The sequence below is a fragment of the Actinopolymorpha sp. NPDC004070 genome, assembly GCF_040610475.1.
GTDB lineage: Bacteria > Actinomycetota > Actinomycetes > Propionibacteriales > Actinopolymorphaceae > Actinopolymorpha.
In genome coordinates this window covers 178,618-198,162 of sequence record NZ_JBEXMJ010000002.1, presented here as the reverse complement: position 1 = coordinate 198,162, position 19,545 = coordinate 178,618, and the positions used below count along the sequence as shown (strand labels likewise).

General features: G+C 63.1%; 9 protein-coding genes and 2 pseudogenes. 5 read left to right on the top strand and 6 right to left on the bottom strand.

Annotated features, from left to right (window positions below; translation table 11 throughout):
- Nucleotides 1-199: 199 nt before the first annotated feature.
- Complete coding sequence (locus tag ABZV93_RS04470) at nt 200-4,054, bottom strand: hypothetical protein (protein WP_354930244.1); 3,855 nt, start codon at nt 4,052-4,054, stop codon at nt 200-202.
- A gap of 465 nt (nt 4,055-4,519) precedes the next feature.
- Between ABZV93_RS04470 and ABZV93_RS04465 the strand changes: the two are divergent.
- The 4 genes and pseudogenes from ABZV93_RS04465 to ABZV93_RS04450 all read left to right on the top strand — a co-directional run.
- Nucleotides 4,520-5,446, top strand: a pseudogene (locus ABZV93_RS04465) (IS481 family transposase); the annotation flags it as partial.
- A 219-nt stretch (nt 5,447-5,665) separates the two neighbouring features.
- Nucleotides 5,666-6,706 carry an IS110 family transposase gene (locus ABZV93_RS04460; RefSeq protein ID WP_354930241.1) on the top strand — a complete coding sequence of 347 codons (1,041 nt, stop codon included), beginning with the start codon at nt 5,666-5,668 and terminating at the stop codon, nt 6,704-6,706.
- Between the two features lie 837 nt (nt 6,707-7,543).
- On the top strand, nt 7,544-9,067 hold the full coding sequence (locus ABZV93_RS04455) for a restriction endonuclease (protein ID WP_354930238.1): 1,524 nt from the start codon (nt 7,544-7,546) through the stop codon (nt 9,065-9,067).
- Between the two features lie 260 nt (nt 9,068-9,327).
- Nucleotides 9,328-10,476 carry a hypothetical protein gene (locus tag ABZV93_RS04450; protein WP_354930235.1) on the top strand — a complete coding sequence of 383 codons (1,149 nt, stop codon included), beginning with the start codon at nt 9,328-9,330 and terminating at the stop codon, nt 10,474-10,476.
- On the opposite strand, the gene ABZV93_RS04445 is transcribed toward ABZV93_RS04450, so the two are convergent.
- The 5 genes and pseudogenes from ABZV93_RS04445 to ABZV93_RS04425 all read right to left on the bottom strand — a co-directional run bounded on the left by ABZV93_RS04445 (nt 10,455) and on the right by ABZV93_RS04425 (nt 17,854).
- On the bottom strand, nt 10,455-11,039 hold the full coding sequence (locus ABZV93_RS04445) for a sce7726 family protein (RefSeq protein WP_354930232.1): 585 nt from the start codon (nt 11,037-11,039) through the stop codon (nt 10,455-10,457). The two genes, ABZV93_RS04450 and ABZV93_RS04445, sit on opposite strands and share 22 nt — an antisense overlap.
- Before the next feature lie 404 nt (nt 11,040-11,443).
- Nucleotides 11,444-11,828 (bottom strand): annotated as a pseudogene (locus tag ABZV93_RS04440) (helix-turn-helix domain-containing protein); the annotation flags it as partial.
- A 98-nt stretch (nt 11,829-11,926) separates the two neighbouring features.
- Complete coding sequence (locus ABZV93_RS04435) at nt 11,927-12,370, bottom strand: hypothetical protein (protein ID WP_354930229.1); 444 nt, start codon at nt 12,368-12,370, stop codon at nt 11,927-11,929.
- Between the two features lie 3,070 nt (nt 12,371-15,440).
- Nucleotides 15,441-15,611, bottom strand: a complete 171-nt coding sequence (locus ABZV93_RS04430; RefSeq protein ID WP_354930226.1) for a hypothetical protein — start codon at nt 15,609-15,611, stop codon at nt 15,441-15,443.
- A gap of 341 nt (nt 15,612-15,952) precedes the next feature.
- Nucleotides 15,953-17,854, bottom strand: coding sequence for a hypothetical protein (locus tag ABZV93_RS04425; RefSeq protein WP_354930223.1), 1,902 nt, complete (start codon nt 17,852-17,854; stop codon nt 15,953-15,955).
- Nucleotides 17,855-18,556: 702 nt separating this feature from the next.
- Between ABZV93_RS04425 and ABZV93_RS04420 the strand changes: the two genes are divergently transcribed.
- Nucleotides 18,557-19,444: a hypothetical protein gene (locus ABZV93_RS04420; RefSeq protein ID WP_354930220.1), complete on the top strand. Its 888-nt coding sequence runs from the start codon at nt 18,557-18,559 to the stop codon at nt 19,442-19,444.
- The last annotated feature ends 101 nt before the right edge of the window (nt 19,445-19,545 follow it).

The window sequence follows — 19,545 nt, the reverse complement described above, 5'->3', positions numbered from 1 at the left end:
CGAGTCGGCGTCCATCCCGTGCGAGCGATCTCGTGATGGTGAGGTTTCACCCGCCCAGAGTAAATGCGACCACCGGCAAGCGACGTCGAAGCAACGGCGGGGGCCACGACTCGTCGTGGCGGCTCTGCCGCTGTCGCTGGCTGCACGCCTGGGGAAGCGGGGGGGGAGTACTGCCTGGGCAAACACTGGCTTCGAGGTTCTATTCGCGCATGTATCGTTCGGCCAGCGTGTCCTCTCGTCGAGCGTCTGCCTCGTACACCTCGGCGATTTCGTCCAACAACTTGCCAGACCGCGGCCATCTGTCTCTGACCGCGTCTGCCCAGCTGCGGTACATCCCGGCGAGCTCCCGCTCCTGGGTACCCCCGTCGTAGGGTCCACGGACGGTGACGCCACGCTGGTTCTGCCGAGCAATCGAGAGGTGCAGTTCCAGATCGTCGTCTTGCTCGCGTTCGAGTACTTCACGCACCGCAAGGCAAGGCCACGTCCCGTCCTCGTCGGTCGCAGTACCAGCGAGCGCCTCGCCAATGGCCATGGACGCGACACCAGCTCGCCGCCGAACTGCGAGCGCCTCGCGCGCCTTGGTTACCCACGCGTGCATCAGGTCAGCGTGCGGGCTGGCGCCGGGCGCTGTGCCTGGCATTGGGTCCTGCCACCCATGCAACAGCTCCCAGCAGACGTGGCTGAACTGGTGTTCATCGGTATCGACCTTGTCAGCCTCCGATCCCGTCGATTCCTCAAGGTCGCCCACGGGATCCTCCGCATCGTCGTCAGGCCGGTAGACCTGGGCCACAACGTCGGCGAAGAACTCTGCGTCGGTAGCAAGCTTGGTCTGCAGTGTTCGCGGCTTGCGTCCTCCAGTTAGAAGCGGCAGATAGAAGAGTTCGAGACGAGCCAGGTCGTCGGAGTCCACGCCCGCGACCTCAAGCTGGTCGAAGAGAGAGCCGATCACGTATTCCGGAGACTGGAGCGCTCTCGGGTGCTCCTGCGTGCCGCTCATTGGCGCACGCAGCGCGGCCAATGCGACCTCGGCTGGCGCCGGCGCGTTGCGCATCGAAACGGTGTGTATTGCGCTGTACGGCCGGTCGGCGGCAAGCAACCCGTCCACGAACCGTGCTAAGACATCATCGGATGAACGATACGGGTTCACCCGGGACCAGAACAGCGACTGCTGTTCCTTAGGCGCAGCATCCACCAGTTCCAGGGTCTCGTCGGTCACCTCGACCGAAAGCAGCAGAGCCGCTGCCTGGGCCGATCGAGCTCTAACTTGCGCGGCCAGCCAGCCCGGTGTCTGTGCCCGGGCGGACACCAGACCAACCGCAGCGTCGCGTTCCTTCGGGTCCTCGGCGTCTAGGAGATCGAGGATCTGCTCATCCAGTTCGTCGGTCGACTTGGCCAACGCATACCCAACCGAATAACCGGCCTCGACGGCCCGCGCCAGCTCCCGGACAGCGTCGATACCGCCATTCCTCGCGGTCTTTGTGGCAATCTCCACCCGACGACGCTCGGCCTCCTCCCGCCCAACTTCAGTCGACATATCGATGGCCTTGGGCCACCAGCCGAACAACGACGCATCCGAAGCGCTAGCATCCAAGGCACCGAACCGTGCTAGGAACTCCTCCAGTTCGGCGGCACCCTCGGCCCTCATCGACCACCGTGCCTCCGGAAACTGTCGGTGTCGGTCAGCTATACCGGCCAACACCTTCGAGATCTCGGCCTGCGCCTCCGGGTCTATCGACCCCCAGCTCTCGGCCAGCGCGTTCAGCGACTGCATGCGACCGGCAGGAGTCACGTGGCCGATGAGGTCTGCAACCGTCCTCCACTCGCCGGACTTCGAGGCATCCTCGATGATCCGGACGGTCAGGCCGTCGACGCTGTCGAAGATGTCGCCGTACGTCGACCTCATACGCGGAGTCGGCCACGCCCGATAGCGGGGCCCATTCCGGATGAGCATTCCCGAGTTGTGGCCAGTGATGAGCTTGCTCATCACCTTGGGAGCAACAGCCGGAACTGCTCGCCGCACCGCATCTACCACGTCTAGGCGATTCGAGGCGTCGACCCTGCCCTGCGGAACTCTTAGATGAAGGATCGCGATCAGCGACGCAAACGGCCTGTTCGCCAGCTGGCCACCCGGGTCCAGCTCCGTCAGCCGCGCGAGAAGCGTCGCGACTCGCGACGCGAGCTCGCGGGAGAACGCGAGCGTCTCCAGCGCCCACAGCAGCGGTGAGTGGCGCGATCGCAGTTGCCCGAACCCGTCACCAACCTCGTTGAACAGTGCCATTACCGGGCGATCGGCGAGTTTGAGGGACTGCTCGACCGCATCCAGAAATACTGTCGGCGCGGCCTCTGCCAGGAGGGGCAGGTGGCTGCTCAGCGTGAGCCATCGGTCCGCGTTTGCGCCGTGCAGCAGTTCGCGGACTACGCGGTTGGCCACAGCTTGGCCCGTCCAGCGCCCGCCCACTGTGCTGTCACCTATGAGCGAGCCTAGAACGGCGATGGTGGTCGCGATGCCGTTCCTCAGCGGACTCGAGTGTCGACGACGAGGCCGGGTCGGCTCAAGGGAGACCTCCAGCCGTTGCTCGCCCGTCACGTGCATCATCGGGTCAACTTCGGTCAGAACCGGTACCGCGTGCTCAAGCAGAACGTCGATGTCCTCGGCCACCAAGTATGTGCCGAGCACATCCCAACCATCGATGACGTCGACAAAGAACCACCTCATGCCGGCTTGCGCTAGTGGCGGGTCGTCCCCACTCGTCAACATGACCAGATCACGCGCGAGCGCCCGCCACGATGCCCGTTCCGTCAGCGCGAGAACGACCTCAAGGTCACCCTCGTAGTTGGTGTCCCACTCGCCGGCCAGAAGAACGGTCGCTAGCAGCGAGGCCGACGGACCCGACCCCCATTCCGGCATCTGGTGGCGCCGATGCCGGGCGATTCGGCGCCGCAACGAACGCAGGTTACGACGCGACGCGATCGCGTACTCCCCGGCAACTCGAAAGTCGAGCCCGGCATCGGTCCACGCTGTCCGGGCGGCATCGACTTGGAGCAACGCCAGCCGTCCCCTGTCGTGAGCGCCCCGCGAGATCCGCGGCAGGACGACATGGTGTCCGGCCTTGACCGCCGCCTGTACCGAGTCCGGATAGAACAACGGGATGAGAATCTGCGGATGGTCGTGACGGCTCCAATGGCGCCACGCGTCCTCGCCCTCCACCACGAGGCAGCGAGCCAACAGCGCCTCGAATTCCTCGGGCTCGCGGGCCCGGGTGAGCACGTCCTCATCCTCCGGCACTCCGTTCGTATCACCCTCATCGACGCTCGGTGACACGGATCCGTCGGCGGCCGCAGGCTCGCGGGCGGGTCCTTGCCGCAGGGTCGCAGCGATGAATGCAACTACCTCCTCGACGCTGCCTGCACACCGCTCGATGGGGCTCGGATGCCCGTCGAGTTCGTTGAGGAGGTCGATTGCGTCGCGTCGGCGTCCGGCTAACAGCAGCGCGGCGGGCGTGGTTGGATCGGTCTGCGCTGACCAGCGGTCGAACCACTGACTGAGTTCAACAATGCCCAGCGGCCGGCCCAGTTCATTCGACAGCCACGCGTGTGCTCCGGGGCAGGTCTCGAGCCAGGTCGCGAGGTCCTGGGCGTCGATGACCCTGATCTCTTTCCAGCCGTTCCCGCGGGCTTCCATCTCTTCGACCCACGCGTCCGCGTCGCCGAACGTGCGGCTAGTGACGAAGACGAAGGTGGTGGCGGCGCGCTCCACCGTTGTCGTTTCGTTAGTGCGCTTCGTATAGTCCCGGGTCGCCTTCGGCTTCGGCCGGGCCTCGGTGCTGGCCTCCCACACCGACTCCCCGGCCGGTACGTATGGCCCTGCCGGTCCAGAAACCCTGAGAACGCCATCCAAGCCTGGGAGCGCGATGCCCTCAGCGGCCGGGAACCGAATTCGTTCTGGGCGGACTGTCGACATGAGGAGCCGACGTACGAGCGCCGGCAGCTTGCCCTGGGCATCGCGACGATTCGACCACTGGTCCAGGTCAGTACTGGTCAGTTGGATGCTCACCGGTCAGGCCTCCTGCCCGAATGCGTGCATAGGCACAGAACAGGCGCGCTCGCTAGCGTCTCGACCAAGAGGAGCAGGGGGAAGGAGTCGATCGTTGCTCGAGGCTCCGCGCCGAGTAGCTCTACGCGTGCAGGATGAGTCACGGAAAGACCTATGGACATGCCTGGTCAGATACTCCTGCGCTGGCCCCCTTGTACCGATCTTCGCAGCGGTCGAAGGTGCTGCCGCTTGGGGTCTGTTCAGGGTATTAGGCGAGGCGCCGACGACCTCCGCGCACGTCGGTTTGTAGCCGAGGGCCCTGACCACGGCCACTGCCGCAGCGTCCCCCGGCTCGCAGTCCCTGACTAGCTGTTGTGGCTCATGAGGTTGTTGACGGTGGCCGGGGCGTGAGGGAGGGGTAGATCGCCTGACGGCAGGATGGAAGTGCGACCAACCGTCCTGCTCATCGAAAGGGATCTACCCCTCGTGTCCCACGCTAGCGCCCCGTTGACTCCTGCCGGTCGGCTGCGTCTTGTCACCCGCTGCCAGACCCGTCCGATCGCTCACGTGGCCGCGGAGGCCGGTGTGTCACGTCAGTGTCTGTCGAGATGGGTGAACCGCTACCGGACCAGCGGCGACGCCGGTCTGCTCGACCACTCCTCCGCGCCGCATTCCTCGCCGTCGCAGACTCCGGATGAGGTGGTGGAGCTGATCGAGACCTGGCGGCGCGAACACAAGTGGTCCGCCCGCAAGATTGCCGCCGAGCTCGCCCACCGCGGCCATCGGATCTCTGTCGCCACGGTGGGCCGGTGGCTGGTCCGGCTGGGCATCAACCGGCGCCGTGATCTGGACCCGTCCGGTGCGTCGAACCGGCGCCCGGAGCGGATCCTCGCCCGGTATCCCGGGCACATGGTGCACCTGGACGTGAAGAAGGTCGGCCGGATCCCCGACGGCGGCGGCTGGTGGGCTCACGGCCGCGGCAGCGACGCCGACCGGGCCGCCCAGCGCGCCAAGGCCAAGAAGAAGGGCGCGGCCAAGGCCGGCTACGTCTACCTGCACTCGGCTGTGGACGGGTTCTCCCGGCTGGCCTACACCGAACACCTCACCGACGAGACCGCCAAGACCTCGATCGGGTTCTTCCACCGGGCACGGGCGTTCTTCGCATCCCACGGCATCGCCCGGATCACCCGCCTGGTCACAGACAACGGCGCCAACTACCGCGCCTCGGCCTTCGTACGCACAGCGACGGCGTTCGCCTCACGCCACCAGCGCACCCGGCCCTACACACCCCGCCATAACGGCAAGGTCGAGCGCTACCAACGGACCCTGGCCGAGGAGCTCCTCTACGCACGGGTGTGGACCAGCGAAACCCAACGCGCAGAGGCGATCCAGGTGTGGAACATCCACTACAACTGACGTGGTGGTCTGGGTCTGGGCCTTGGTGCTGCAGTCTGAGGCCAAGGGATCGCGGGCGGGGTCGCTCGACTACAACATGCCGCCTGTGGCTGGCTCGCTGATAGCGTGCGCCCGCCGCGATCCCGCTGCGCGGAGTGGCTCAAGAGAGGTCTGCTACGCCGGACGTCAGTCTGCCCTCCGCGCTCCCCACCTGGTATCGCGAGAGGGAACCTGGACATGGACCACGACGTCGTCATCGGCATCGATCCGCACAAGGCCAGCTGGTACGCAGCGGTAGTCGACAGCCGTCATCAACTGCTCGGTGAGCTGCGGGTGTCGGCGAGCCGCACCGGTTACCGCGAGCTGCGCCGTCTGGCCCGACGGTGGCCCAACGTGCGGTGGGCGATCGAGGGCAGCAACGGTCTTGGCCGGCCGCTAACCCAACGGTTGATCGATGACGGCATCACTGTCGTGGACGTGCCGTCCAAACTCAGCAGCCGGATACGGGAACTTGCTACCGGGCATGGACGCAAGACCGATCAGGTCGATGCCCGCTCGGTCGCCGTCGCGGCCCTGACCGGCGCCGACCGGCAACACCGCCAAGACGAAGACGCTGAAACACTGCGGCTGCTCAGCGAACACCGAGACGAACTGGTCCGACACCGCACCCAAGTCATCAACCGGCTCCACGTGCTGCTCTGCCAGCTCCTCGATGGCGGCGCACCGAAGTTCCTCACGGCCGGCCAGGCCGCCACCTTGCTCGGCCGGGTCCGCCGACCCCGCGGAGTCCGGGCCACCAGGCGAGCACTCGCGGTCGAACTCGTCGCCGAAGTCCGACACCTCGACAAGAAGATCACCGCCGCGGCCGGCCGCCTGTCCGATGCGCTGGAACAGGTCGAACCGTCACTCCTCAACGTCCCCGGCGTGGGGCCGATACTGGCCGCCCGCATCATCGGGCGGGTCGGATCACTCGCACGATTCCCAAGCGCAGACCACTTCGCCTCCTACTGCGGCACCGCGCCCATCGAAGTCTCCTCCGGCGACGTCACCCGCCACCGCCTCTCCCGCGCCGGTGACCGACAACTCAACCACGCGCTCCATCTCATCGCGCTCAGCCAGATCCGATCCCACCAGCCCGCCCGCACCTACTACCAACGCAAACGCGCCGCCGGCAAAGGACATCGCGAAGCACTGCGCTGCCTCAAACGACGTCTCGCCACGGTCATCTACCGCCACCTCGCAGCCGACCAGCCGCCCCAAACCCTCACTGGAGCTTGACAGAGAGGAGCTACCATCGAGCCCACACCGCCGCCGGCGACCAACCACCCGCCTCACGCCTCCACCAGACCGTCACCAACGTCATGACCCGCAACAACTAGCGCCCCGATGAAGATCCTCACGGATCGATTCTGCCCGACGCCACCGACAGAAGGAGTGGCCAACCGTAGGTGCCGTCACGCCTGGTATCTGCGGCGGCTGCCGTCCGGGGACCGAGTAGCCCGCCACCCCAGTGATAGGTAGCGGTGGCTGAAAGCCGGGCTGGCCCCGGTCCGGTGGTGTCCGACGGGCTGTGGGAGATTGCTTGATACCGGCTAAGGCAGGACCCACCTGTCTTCATGGGTCCGAATCCCATGCCCTCGGTCCAAGCGGGAAACGGCCGCTGACCTGCGACGATGCGTGATCAGCGGCTACCTGGCGAGTACGGCCGTGTCCGGCTGTCTATGGCCGGACACGGCCGTCTGCGGCGAATGGCGAAGTGCCGCGGCCTTGAAGCTCGGGCCGGAACGTGTACTGCCACTCCGACAACCCTGACCACTCTGGGTAGAAGGCACTGCACAACTAGCTAGTTGCTGTCATCATCGGAGAAGGGGAGGCTTGTCCCAGAATGCCTGGGGTTGTGATGGTCATATCCCAGGAAGCCAGATGCACATCCTGTAGGCCGTGGAGTTCCGACGGCGACTGGATGCGACGACAGCTAGCCAGGGGGCCGACATGGCGGGGCGCACGTCACCGCGAAGCCAGCGACAGCGAGAAGCGGAGCGCTTAAGGCGTACTGCGGAGCAAGAACACAAGCGACTGAAGCGCGAGGCGGAGAGGGCGCAACGCGAGCGTGAAGTGGCCGAACGCTCAGCGGCCCGCCAGCAGGCTAATGAGGCGCGCCAGCGACAACAGCTCGCGCACGAAGCAAAGGTAAAAGAAGCAGCTTCTCTTACGATGGCTATTGAAGTCCATGTTGCTGCTATTCGAAATCTTCTTCGAGATGGCCTCAGTAGCCGTCCCGATATACCATTTAGCGTCCTAAAGCGCCGAAGTCCGCGTCCTAGGTTCGATCCCGGCGAGCTGGCGACGGAAGGGGTGCCGCCGCAGTGGGAGGAATTTACACCAACCCCGCCGAGTTCCTTCCGGATGATGTTTGGCCAGCCCGCATGGTATATAGATGCACTGAACGAAGCAAAGGTAGCCTTCAGCGAGGCTGAAAAGCAGTATGAACGAGACGAGTCTGCTCGCATTGCTCTCCTTGCGCAGGCACGAGAACGACATCTGAGGCAGATAGCGGAGCTTGAGACTTCGGATCAGTTGCACAATGCCTGGGTAGACAGTATGGAGCGAGATTTCCGAGCTGGCGGCCATGATGCCGTGGTGGAGTACATCGGCAGAGTCCTCTCGAGGTCGGCGCTCCCGCAGGGCTTCCCCTCTCAATTTCGAATCGAGTATCGTCCGGAACTTCGCGAGCTGGTCGTTGAGCGGTGCTTGCCGGGTGCGGATGTGATTCCGTCGGCCCGCTCGTATCGCTACATCAAGAATCGTAAAGAGGTCGCGCCCGTGGCGCGGAGTGAAAGAGAGAGGAGAGATCTCTATCGGACAATGGTTTGTCAGTTTGCATTGCGAACACTATTTGAGTGCTTCACCGCATCCCCCGCAGACGTTGTAGATAGCGTTGTTTTTAATGGGGTGGTTAACAGCTTCGATCCAGCTACCGGCCAACCAGCTAGGCCACACCTGGTCAGCGTGAGCGTAGCCCGAGCGTCGTATAACGAACTGGTGCTCGATCGAGTCGATCCGGAATCATGTTTGAGCAGGCTGCAGGTTGTCCTTTCTCCTCACCCCTATGACCTTGAGCCGGTCAAGCCAGTTCTCGACTTCGACAAGGCAAAGTACCGGTTCACGGACCCAGTAGATGTCCTAGCGGGCCTGGATTCCCTTCCGAATCTCCTTGAAATGGACTGGCAAGAATTCGAGCATCTCGTCCGGCAGCTTCTTGCGACGATGTTTACTGAGGTCGAGATCACTCAGTCTTCGAAGGATCAGGGGTTGGATGCCGTAGCTTACATAAAAGGAGATGGAATACAACGCGCAGAGTTCGTCGTCCAGGCTAAGCGGTATAAAGATGTTGTTCCCGCTGAGACGGTTCGAGCATTGAGTGGAACGATGGAAGAGCATCGGGCACACGGTGCTATCTGCGTCGCAACGTCGTGGTATGGGGACGCGAGTCGAAAGTTTGCGAGCAAGAATAACCGTATACAGCTTATAGAGGGCCCTGAGCTGAAGCAGATGCTGAAGGAAAAACTTGGTCTAGACGTGCGTATCCCACTGGATAAGGCGCCTCGTCGGCTGCGGGAGCTTGCCGTTGACTCCTGAGTGACGGACTAGCACAGAGTTGCAGTGTTCCTGCTGGGCTAACTTTCATCATTAGCTAGCGCCGCCTTCTTCGCCACGTCGTCGCGGCAGGCGAGCGAACGGACGTAGACACGGCGGAGGACGGCGAGGCTGTGGCCTGCCCATTCGGCGACCTGGGCGGGGTCCACGCCGGCGTCGGCCGGACCACGATATCTCTATGGCGCTCCTTGACATCGTTAGCCCCAAGGGTTAAACGTGCCTTAGTAGAATGGGGGCGTGCGATGCCGATTTCAATCCAGCTCAAGCTGTCCAATCCGGCGGATTTCCAGCTGATGTCGAGAGGGGAAACTCACTACGTCGCCGCACTTCAGACCAAGCCCGGTGAGCTGCTGGCGCTACAGCAAGCATGCGCTGAAACATGGGCTGGCCTCACTCCGATTCTCGAGGTGCTCGGCCCTAGGTCCCCCGGATCTCAGCCCTTCAGCCGGGCTCGAGTCAACGGTTGGATCGGCCGGCTGGCAAAGGCCGTCGGCACACATCCCATCTATCTAGATCGGCTCCGGCTGGCTCCGGACCACCCTGCCGAATCACCAGGTGGACCAATTCCGGTACTGGCCGCGATCCATGCTGCTGCCCGTCGGCGCCAGATCGTCTTCGTCCCCGTACTGCATCTCGGAGATGCGACCGCAACTCAGCGGCAGGTAGCCGAGTCGGCGGCGGTCGACGGTCGGGGGCTCGCGCTACGCGTGCCACTGCTCGACACGGCAGTTGCCGGCGGGCGGTCATTCCCCAGTCTCATCCAGGAGACTCTCAACGCCGTTGAGGTGGAAGTGGTCGGCGCTGATCTGCTGATGGATCTCCGGCAACTCCCAGATGATGCGGAGGTCAGGGTCGACGACCTCGCATCCATGGTCGACGCGCTGGTTTCGATCGGCCAGTGGCGGAACGTCGTTCTGCTTGGTACAGCCATGCCGATGTCGCTGGGAGGTGGGGTTGTGGATGCTGGCACGATCGGGCGTCGACGCCGGACCGAATGGCTAGTGTGGCTCGCGCTCCGTAGGTCGAGGGTCTCCCGGGTCCCCATCTACGGCGACTACGCGATCCAGAACCCGGATCCTCCCCTTGACGCAGCCGACGGACAAATTCCACTGGGCATGCGGGCTGCCATCCGCTATACGCACGAAACGGTGACGATCATCCCCCGCGCCAAAGCACCCCGCCATGAGGAAGGGCGAGAGCAGTACAGGCAACTCTGCAAGCTCCTCGTCGAACAGCCCGAGTTCGCTGGTCGCGAATTCAGCTGGGGTGACCGTGAGGTCGCCGATTGTGCCGACGGGACCTGTGAGCCGGGCTGGGAGGACCACTGGCGCGGCGCTGGAACCTCCCATCACCTCCGGTTCGTGGTCAATCAGCTAGCCGGACTTGCGTGACGGGAGCTTTTACGTCCGGCCCAAGAGGAGTTGCGGTCGAGAAGTGCCTCGCGTACCAACCGCTTAAGTGCCTCAACGTCGAGGAGTGTGAGCAGCTTCTCCCACATTTGGAATCGCCCAGCACTTGGATCGGGAGGCTCTCCAAGGCTGCACAGGGCGGTGTACGCCTCATCTCGCCAGAGAATCCTCACCAGCGTCTCGGGGTCGACTCCTCCATTTAGGGCTGCCGGCCGCAGCGTAGGAAGTGTGGGTCCATCCTCAATGATCCGAACTCCCCACCACGGCGGCAGGATGTCTAATGCCCTGCTGACGTGCCGTGGCGCGAGGACAGCATGGCATCGGTCGAAGACTCGGGCGTAGGCGCTGGCCTGGCGTGGCAAACGCCTGAGCGAGTCCCGATCTGTCTTGATCTCGAAGCCGTCGATGGTTGCCCCGATGGCGGCGACATCGGCACGTTCGTTTGACCGCGGAACCCAGAACTCGAAGACGGTCTCTACGGGAGGTCGTGCATCAGCCAGCAGTTCGCTTAGGAGCGATTGCCGGACCGCAGCCTCAGTCACCATGCGTCTCCAAGTCGGCTGTTGCCACATGTCGGTACCAACACCGTAGGGCAGTGCCTATGGGCAGCGGCGCCATGAGCAAACGTGAACGGAGACGGCATTCTCTCGTCTCGCTCCCGTGAGTGCCACTCGAGGCGACTGACCGGCGCACGCACCGAGGCTCCCCACCGCGCACGCAAGGCAATCGTTCGTCGCCACGACCGGCTGCTCCACGGCTTACGTGTCGGCCGGCCTAATCGACGCCGGCCGCGTGGGTCTGCCCGTAGACAGTGATGGAGTGCCCCTGGCGCCGTTCGGTGTAGGCCAGCCGGGAGAACCCCGTCCACGACCGAGTGCAGGTAGACGTAGCCGGCCCTGGCGCCGCCGTTCTTCTTCGCTTTCGCCCGCCGAGTCGCGTGGGTGGCGCCGCTGCCGCGGCCGTGTGCCCACCAGCCGCCCCCATCGGGGACGCGGCCGACCTGCTCATCGTCCAGGAGCACCATGTGCCCGGGATACCGGGCGGTGATCGGCTGCGGCCGCCGGTTCGACGACCGGACGGGTCGAGGTCACGGCGCCGGTTGATACCCAGCCGGGCCAGCCAGCGGCCCACGGTGGCGACCGAGACCCGGTAACCGCGGTGGGCGAGCTCGGCGGCGATCTTGCGGGCAGACCACTTCTGCTCTCGCCGCTAGGCCTCGGTGAGCTCCACCACCTCATCGAAGTCCGCATCGGCGAGGTGTGCGATGCCGAGGATCGGTCGAGCAGGCCCGCGTCGCCGCTGACCCGGTAGCGGTTCACCCACTTCGACCGGCACTGACGCGACGCGTCGGCCGGACGCGCCGGGCGGCTCCTAGGATCGGATCTGGCTGAGGGTGTGAGACTCGCTAAATATTAGTTCACGGCCGCCCAGTCTAGGAAGGCATAGTCCTTGTGGGGCGGATCCTATGCCGTCGAAGAGGCCGTTTTCGGCGATCCGTAAGTGTTGCGATTAAATTATCTAACTCATCAGGCGAGATCTCAAACTTGTCCCAGTATATTTTTAGGTCCGGGGAATAAGGATAGAGTTCCGCAAGTGAGGCTCGTGCATCTGACGCCGCTTGCAGGAATCGCTTCACCGCATCGGTTGAAAGCTCTTGAACGATAGTTTCGTGCTCCTCGATGGAGCTAGCCGCAGTGAAGCGTTGTGGAATATTCAAGCCAACTCCGTTGCGCGCGGCCTGCAACTTCGCTGCAGCGGTTACCGCGGCATCGTATCTCGCACGCGCGGTGTATGTTTGATCGAATCGGCGCGGAAGATAGGCCCCGAGCAATACCCCAAGAAGACTGGCAAGTGCGGCGATGGCGGCGGTTAGCATTGTGCCAGTATAGCTAAATCGAACTTTGAGGAGGCAGTGCTCTCCGGATTGACTGAGTTTATTTCCTTACGAGGTCGGGGACAGGTGGCCGCACTGAAGTTCGCGCTGGATGAAGATGACCGTGATGAGGATATGTATTCCGCCCTGACCCCGTGCCGCCGAAATTAGTTCCTGTGAGAAGATGTGGGCGCTGTCGCGCATCCCATCCGCTCGGCGTCGAGACAGCTGTAACAAATCCTTGCTGCGCCGAGAAGGTTGAGGCTGGTGCACTCGGCTGTTGACTGATTCTGGGAACCAGCAGCCCGTCTGCTGTGCGGCGCCGATCGGTGCAACCTTCGTCGTCACAGCCTCTAACCGCAACCAGCCACCATTCCAAATGGCACTATAGATCGATGCTGCCCTTTACGGCCAGCGAGTGCGTCCCAGACTCGGCGGCGGGGCTATCGCAAAATGCGGATCCGGACGGTTGCCAACTGTTCCGCCTCGTTGGCGACTGGTTAAGCTAGGGTGAGCGGCGGACTGCAGCGGCCGTCACGCCAACCAGCGATTCCGCTGTCACCGTTCAGATCAAGAGGACGCTGTGACAGTGTGCGCCCAGCCCGTTGATGCATCGCTACTTCAACTTCATGTGATTAGCTATATCTTGCTACAAGATCTCGTTCCCATTCGACGCCTCCATGCATCGCTTCAGTGAGGCGCGACTTGGCCTGGGGTGATAACAACGCGTTTTTGCCACATCGGCAAAAAGTGTCCTGAACATCTCTACTCTGCGCTTTCGTCTGTGGTCCTCCAGTGGCGGGAGGCACTTCGGAAGGTCTGTTTCGGGGAGGCAGCCGCAGCGCGTGCACGAGGCTTCTCCGCAATCTAGCTTGGCCCCATCAGAAAAGTTGAGACGTCGACCAGTTGACGCTTGCTCAAGGTCCGTCGCTGTCGCAGGTCGAACATAGGCGTCAAGTAGCCACCTGTGCGGCCCGCCAGCTTGTACCGGGACGGCTAATGGATTCACAATAAGAGGCGCAGCGCCATTCAAAGCGGCAGGGGTAGCTTTGCGATCCTCTAACCCCAACCGTGCCACCGAGCCGAAGCGGCTTACTGACTCCCGCGGAGCCTGAATTTCCGTCCGTGGTTTTCGGCGGCCGGTATCTCCACCTATCAGAGGTGTGCACGGGCGGTTGTCATTTCGACTCAAGCGGGATACGCGACACTCTGAGCAGGAAGGTGTGTCGCATGCGGTCAACGTGTGCTCGCCGTCTAGATAGAGGCAGTGACCTTGCGCGGTCCTCATTGCCGATCTCTCACTCACTCGAAGTCTCACCGGTATGACCCAACGGTGGCCGGTCGATCGCTCCTCTTGCGTGAGGGGCGCGTCATAATCAAACTGTTGACGTGTCATGAGCGGGAGTATGCAATGGAGCACCGACAGTCGACGGGTGAGACGCCGAGGCGAGGCGTGGGGAGGCCAGTCACGTCGTTGGACGGTCCTGCGCCACCGAGTCAGGTCTGAGCAGTAGCCCCGTGTTAGCACGCCGGCTACTAGCTGGCGAAGAGTCGCGCTGTTATGCCGCGCGCCGATGTGATGCTCCCTCTCGAGGGCCACGAGTACCATTCCGCCGCTGGTGCGCCTCCTGGTGGCGGATCCGATGCTTTGCCGCGATCGCTTTGGCCAAAACCTCACGGATCATGTCCGCCATAACGTTCTCGCCGTCGACGGTGACGGCGACGCGCCGCTCCGTCGATCCAGCCCAAACCCGGAAGGCTGGGCACCCCGTGGGGAGGTTCGTGGCCAAGCACGGCGTGCGGAATGAGAGAGGTCCGGCGCCAAAGGCCTAGGCTGACCGCTCACACCCGATGTGCCTGCCGGAGCTTGCGAGTTCAGGTGCTAGACGCCAGCCGCAGACTGAGCAAGTGATCGGCCCCTGGAGTTGTACCGGCATCGGGGTGGGCTGAATCGGGGGGGGGGGCGTCTCTCCGCTGTACGTTTTCGGGCCTCACGAGCCTCGCGTAGTTCGCGCGTCACCTTCGCCAACTGTTGGAGGCGGTCCCGCTCCACTTGGCGCCGGTAGTCCTGGGCCGCGTCCAACTGCTCGGCTGCCTGGCGCTCAGACTCGATGTGGCGGGGCGTGGTCCAGACCGTCCGGCCGTCCAGGCGTCGGTGCGCGATCACCGTACCCGTGAGCATCCACCTACAGAACTCGGTCAGGGACACTGCGCGGTTGAGTGGTTCCCACCCTCGGTTCCAGTGCATCAGCCCGTAGGCGATCGTCAATGGCCGGTCGTCGGCTTTGGGTCGGGTGAGCCGGACTGATGGGACCTTTCCGAGCCACGGAACCCGGAGTCGGTCACTGAACCAGCAGGACGGGACCTCTTGTGCTGCCATCCGTTCGGTGCGGGCCAGTATGTCGGCGGCTGTGATGGGCGATAGCTGGGCTTCCAGCGCGACCCGCCGTGACCCGTCCGGTGACGCGGCCAGTACGTCGGCACGCCACGACCGGTCCGCTGCCGGCACCTCGGTCTCGGCCGTCCACCCGACCGCCCTGACGGCGTTCGCCAACTCCAGTTTGAGCAGGTGATGGTCGATTGTTTCGCCCGTCAGGCTGCACTTCGGCGCTTGCGGGTCGTGGGCGAAGAACGGGAAGCCCAGGGGTGACACCTTGGCGTGCATCGGGTGGCCACACTCGTCGCACCGAAGTGGTGCCCGCGGCCGAACCTTGTGGATCTCCTCCCAAGAGCGGCCACACCCCAGGTCGGGCAGGTGCGCGAACACCGTCCCGTAGTCGGCGTGAACGGTCCGGAACGTCACTGGTCAATCTTCGCAGGACCAACCGACAAGTCTCGGTGCGCCTTGATCTTGAGTCCGTGCTGTCTCGCTGGTTCGTGAAGCGGTGGCGAAGTTGCGCGCCGCCGACCCGTCTGGGCCTGCTTGAGGAGTTGGGTACGGCAGGCTGCCGGTGCCGGTCCGCTTCGCACGCTCACTGGTGAGTTCTGCGCGTTGTCGGGCGAGCGCCCCGTACGCGGTGTTCCCGTCCGTCTGGGGACGCGAGGCGGTCGATATCCGCTGCACCGTTCTGGGCTACCGCGACACGCCGACCTCGCCGTCCGGGTCAGGTGTGTAGCAGGCCCACCCGCCCACGCGTTCGCTGAGCGGCTTGTCGCACTGGTCCTCGCTGGACCCCACGGTCCGGAACGCCACGACGGCCCCGAGGACGACCAGCACGACCAGGGCAATCACTTTGGCTCGCATCGACAATCTCATGCGCGCTCCCCTTCCCACGTGACGCCGGGACGAAAATGGATGTAGTAGGCCCTACCACCGCCACTTAGCACCGGACGCTGCGACCGGACCCGCCCAGGCAGGGAATCGGCTGGCCTTGGACCGCCAGGCCTCCCTCTCGCCGTTGCCTCCCGCAGTGTGATCGCGCCCGCCTACCTACGCTCGACCGTCCGTATCATGGGCGACCGAGTACATCTTTGAGGCTCACCCGACCTCGCACCAGAAACTGAGCTCACCACCGCCTGGCACCTGACTTTGCCAGCAGGTCCGTGAGAGCTGACCTTTGTGATCCCATATGAACCTGGGAGCGGCTAGTTCGTCTGTGCATTCGGGAGGTGTTTGCCGATGTAGCCGACGTAGATTTTGCCGCTTTCGGCGATGTCGTCGTGGTAGTGGATACGGGGCGTAATCATTCTAATTGTAGCGATCTTGAAATGGGCGCCCATGAAGATCTGGCCGGTGGGGTCGACGGTATCCGGTACCGGTAGTGTCCGTGGCGTTCGGTATCGCGGGTGCCGTTTGGTTGTGTCGTCTTCATCTCCTGCGTGTCTTTCAGCCGACCACCCCCTGTACCCCGCGGGTGTCTCCTTGCAGTACATGTGGACGTTGCCAGTAAAGTCGCCCGTCAGGCGCGCTTCCGCGTAGTCGTCGAGTGCGAGCAGAGCGGACCACGACTTTCGTGCGATCCGGCCCATTGGATCGTGCTCGTCGAGATCGAGTGCTGCGTCCTCAGGTCCGGTGAACTCCACGTGCCTCAGTTCACCCATGCGCTCAAGCAGCTTGGACATGGAGTCCGGCAACGATGCTTGCTCTTCAGAAGGGACCGTGCCCCATGCGATCTCAGGCTGTCCTGCCCGGCTGAGTTCGCGTTGCAGGTAGATGACCTGACCTTGGAGGGAGTTGAGTCGCTCGATGTCGATTGTGTGGTCGATCTGGATGTCCTCAAGCTCGGACTGGATCAGTTGTACGTCGAGATTTGCACTATGGAGCTGATTTCGGAGGTCTGAAATTCTGGCCATGGCACGCGTGAGCGCTTCCGCTTGTTCGCTCGCCTGCAGGGCGACCTCGGCGAGCTCCAGCAGGGTGTCCTCTCCCGGTTCGACATCGCCGAAAACGGCTTGTACCGCCTGTCTGGCCGCGACGTACAGGTCGCTCTCGGTGGGATCCTCTGGCCGCTGGAGGGGTTTTGCCGGTTGCTGGGGTTTCCTGGTTGTCGTAGTGATCGAATCTGCGGGCGGCGATTGTAGGTTATCGATTGGAAGCTGTTCTTGTGCGGGGATCTCGCTGCCGAGTGTTTTCCTCAGGGTGGTTGTGCGTACCGTGAGGAGGTGCTCTGTTTCCCAACGATCAGCGAGCTGATCGATACGCCTTACGTGGGCCGGCAAAGGTAGGTCCACGACGTGCGTCCGTGCGGCAGCGCCCAGCACTCGGCGAACGTAGCTTGGACTGCGTTCTGTAAGAGTGCGAGTAGTCATGATCCGATGGCGGCGGGAGTCCGGTTCGCTCGCCGGGTCGGCCTCTGGGAGGTACGTCCTGAGGGCACCGCTCGGCACCGCGTGGTAGTTGCCGAGACTGTCATTGAGGGCCTGCGCCGCACCTTGGTCGAGGACGTACGCGCCGGCGAGACCCACCATCTCCCGGACCCAGTCGCTCACGATGGTCTTCCACTGGTCGAGAGTTATGTCCTCGCGACTGCCGGCGACCAAAACGAGGCCGCGTCGGTCTGGGTCGCAGATGGTGTCGATGACCTGATCGGTCTCGTCGGCATGCAGGACGATTGGCTCGTCACGAGCCATGGCAAGTCCATCGTGTCCATCGGCAGCGCTCAGAAGCAGGCGCATGAACGTGGGCGCTGCCGTCCAACGGCGGTCTGGCCTGTCGCGTGTGTCGGCCGGGACGTCGGGAGCAAGAACATCTGTGAGGACCCATGGCGGGCGACCGGGACGTAGGTGCGTTGTGACCTGGACCGTCCACGTACCCTCGTGACTCTTGTGCTCGACCAGCTTGAACCTTCGAGTCCTCGAGCCGTCCGGCTGTGTCTTGTCGAGGCGGGTTGCCTCGGCTCCAGGCGCAAGCTCTACAACCCCATCTTGTACAAGGTCTGCGTCGTAACGTTTCCAGCTCAGCCAACTATGAATCTGCTGATCGACCAGTCTGAAGAAGTCTTGGTCGTATCCATCGAATGTCAGCAACGACCGGTAGCCGAGTCCCATGGCTTCCCCCGGGTGCAGCCAGGTGTCTAGAAGTCCAAGGAGTACCTCGGTGCTCGAAGCGCCAGCTACCCCGTGCATAGCTGGGCCAACGCCGCAACGCTGAGGTTGCCAGGGCTTCTACTGCGCTCTCCTTGCAAGATCATATCCGCGGGAGTCGGTTCTGTACCATCCTTGAGCATGTGACGACGACGATGAAGCCATTGAGCGGAAGGAACGAGACCGCCCGGGAGACCGACCAGACCCTCCGTCGAGCACCGTTGCGGCGACGTTGCGCGCAAGCACGGACAGGCCGACTGTGAAGCTGCCCTAGCCATGAGATGGACTTGACCATGGCCGGAGGCGCTCAATCGCAGCGGCCCACTAAACTAGATCACAGTCGGCTTGGCGACCCTCTGCAAATCCGCGTAACCATGCGGGTCATAGAGGTCCCCGCAGCATTGATAGCAATCAGCTGGCCAACCGTTGAGCCTCTTAAGTGGACAGGTTCGACAGGGATACTCTCTTGATTACCCGCCTCGGTGGGCTGTCACGAATGGAGGGGGTTTTGTGGTATCAAGGTATCTGTACGAGCGTCTCGGTGAGCAACGTTTCCAACAACTTTGCGCTGCGCTGCTTGCCCACTGCTTCCCGCACGCAGTCTGCTATCCAGTAGGACAGAGCGACGGCGGGCGGGATATCATTCGGCCGAATGAGGCTCGCGGCATGGTTGTCTATCAGGTAAAGTGGACAAGTAAGCCGCTGAGGAATCCGGTAGCTTGGCTTGACGCTACCGTACGTCGCGAAGCAGACAATATTCGACGACTAGTCGAACTTGGCGCTACGGAATACTATCTCCTAACCTCGGTCGCGGGGACTGCGGCGCTAAATCGCGGCACGATGGACAAACTTAGCGAACGGCTGTTAGTCCATTCAGAGATTTTCGGGATCCCCATACGTTGCTGGTGGCGAGCGGATATCGATGCACGAGTCGACTGTGCCCCGCGGGAACTAAAATGGGCTTACCAGGATATGTTGGCGGGAGTAGACGCCGTCGGGCTCCAGTTGGAAATGGACCGGCTTCCGGTAGTGGGCCGCCGGCCCACTATGCCACCGGATGGTTTGAACGGTGGTCAGCGTAATGAAGAGTGGGATGGGAAATACACGGCGCCCGACATGCCTGATGGATGGCCGAAGGTGTTTGTGCCAACGAAAGATGACGAGAGCTATGAGTGGTATTTGGAAGAGCCTGACAATATAACTTGGAAATATCCGACAGAATGTACTTGTGGGGCGGTGTTCGTGGATTCTTTCGGAGGCTTCCGTGGTTCTTGGGCGGACGGGCGGGAGTACCTGGAGGGAGCTATCCCCGCAGGTCTCGAGGAAAGTGATCTCCTCAACCCTCTAGTGTGGCACTGGCTGAACCTTTTATGGGATGTCGCCGAGGAGCTAGTAGGCGAGAGTTCTGCCGCGTTCGAAGCGCGTAAGGGTTGGTTCAAGGATAAGCGGGAAAGACGAGAATTCGTCCAAGCCATGGAGTCTGCTCAAGCCGAGTTCGAATACCTGCACCCTGAAGACGCGGGAATGCTGCGATGGCGGAAGCCATGGGGCTAGGGGGATTCTGCGACCATACGTACCCGGTAGTGTGAGGCTCTAAGCTTCGCTTGCTAGGCCACGGAGACTTCCGTCTGCACGTCAGTTCGTCGCAGCGCGGC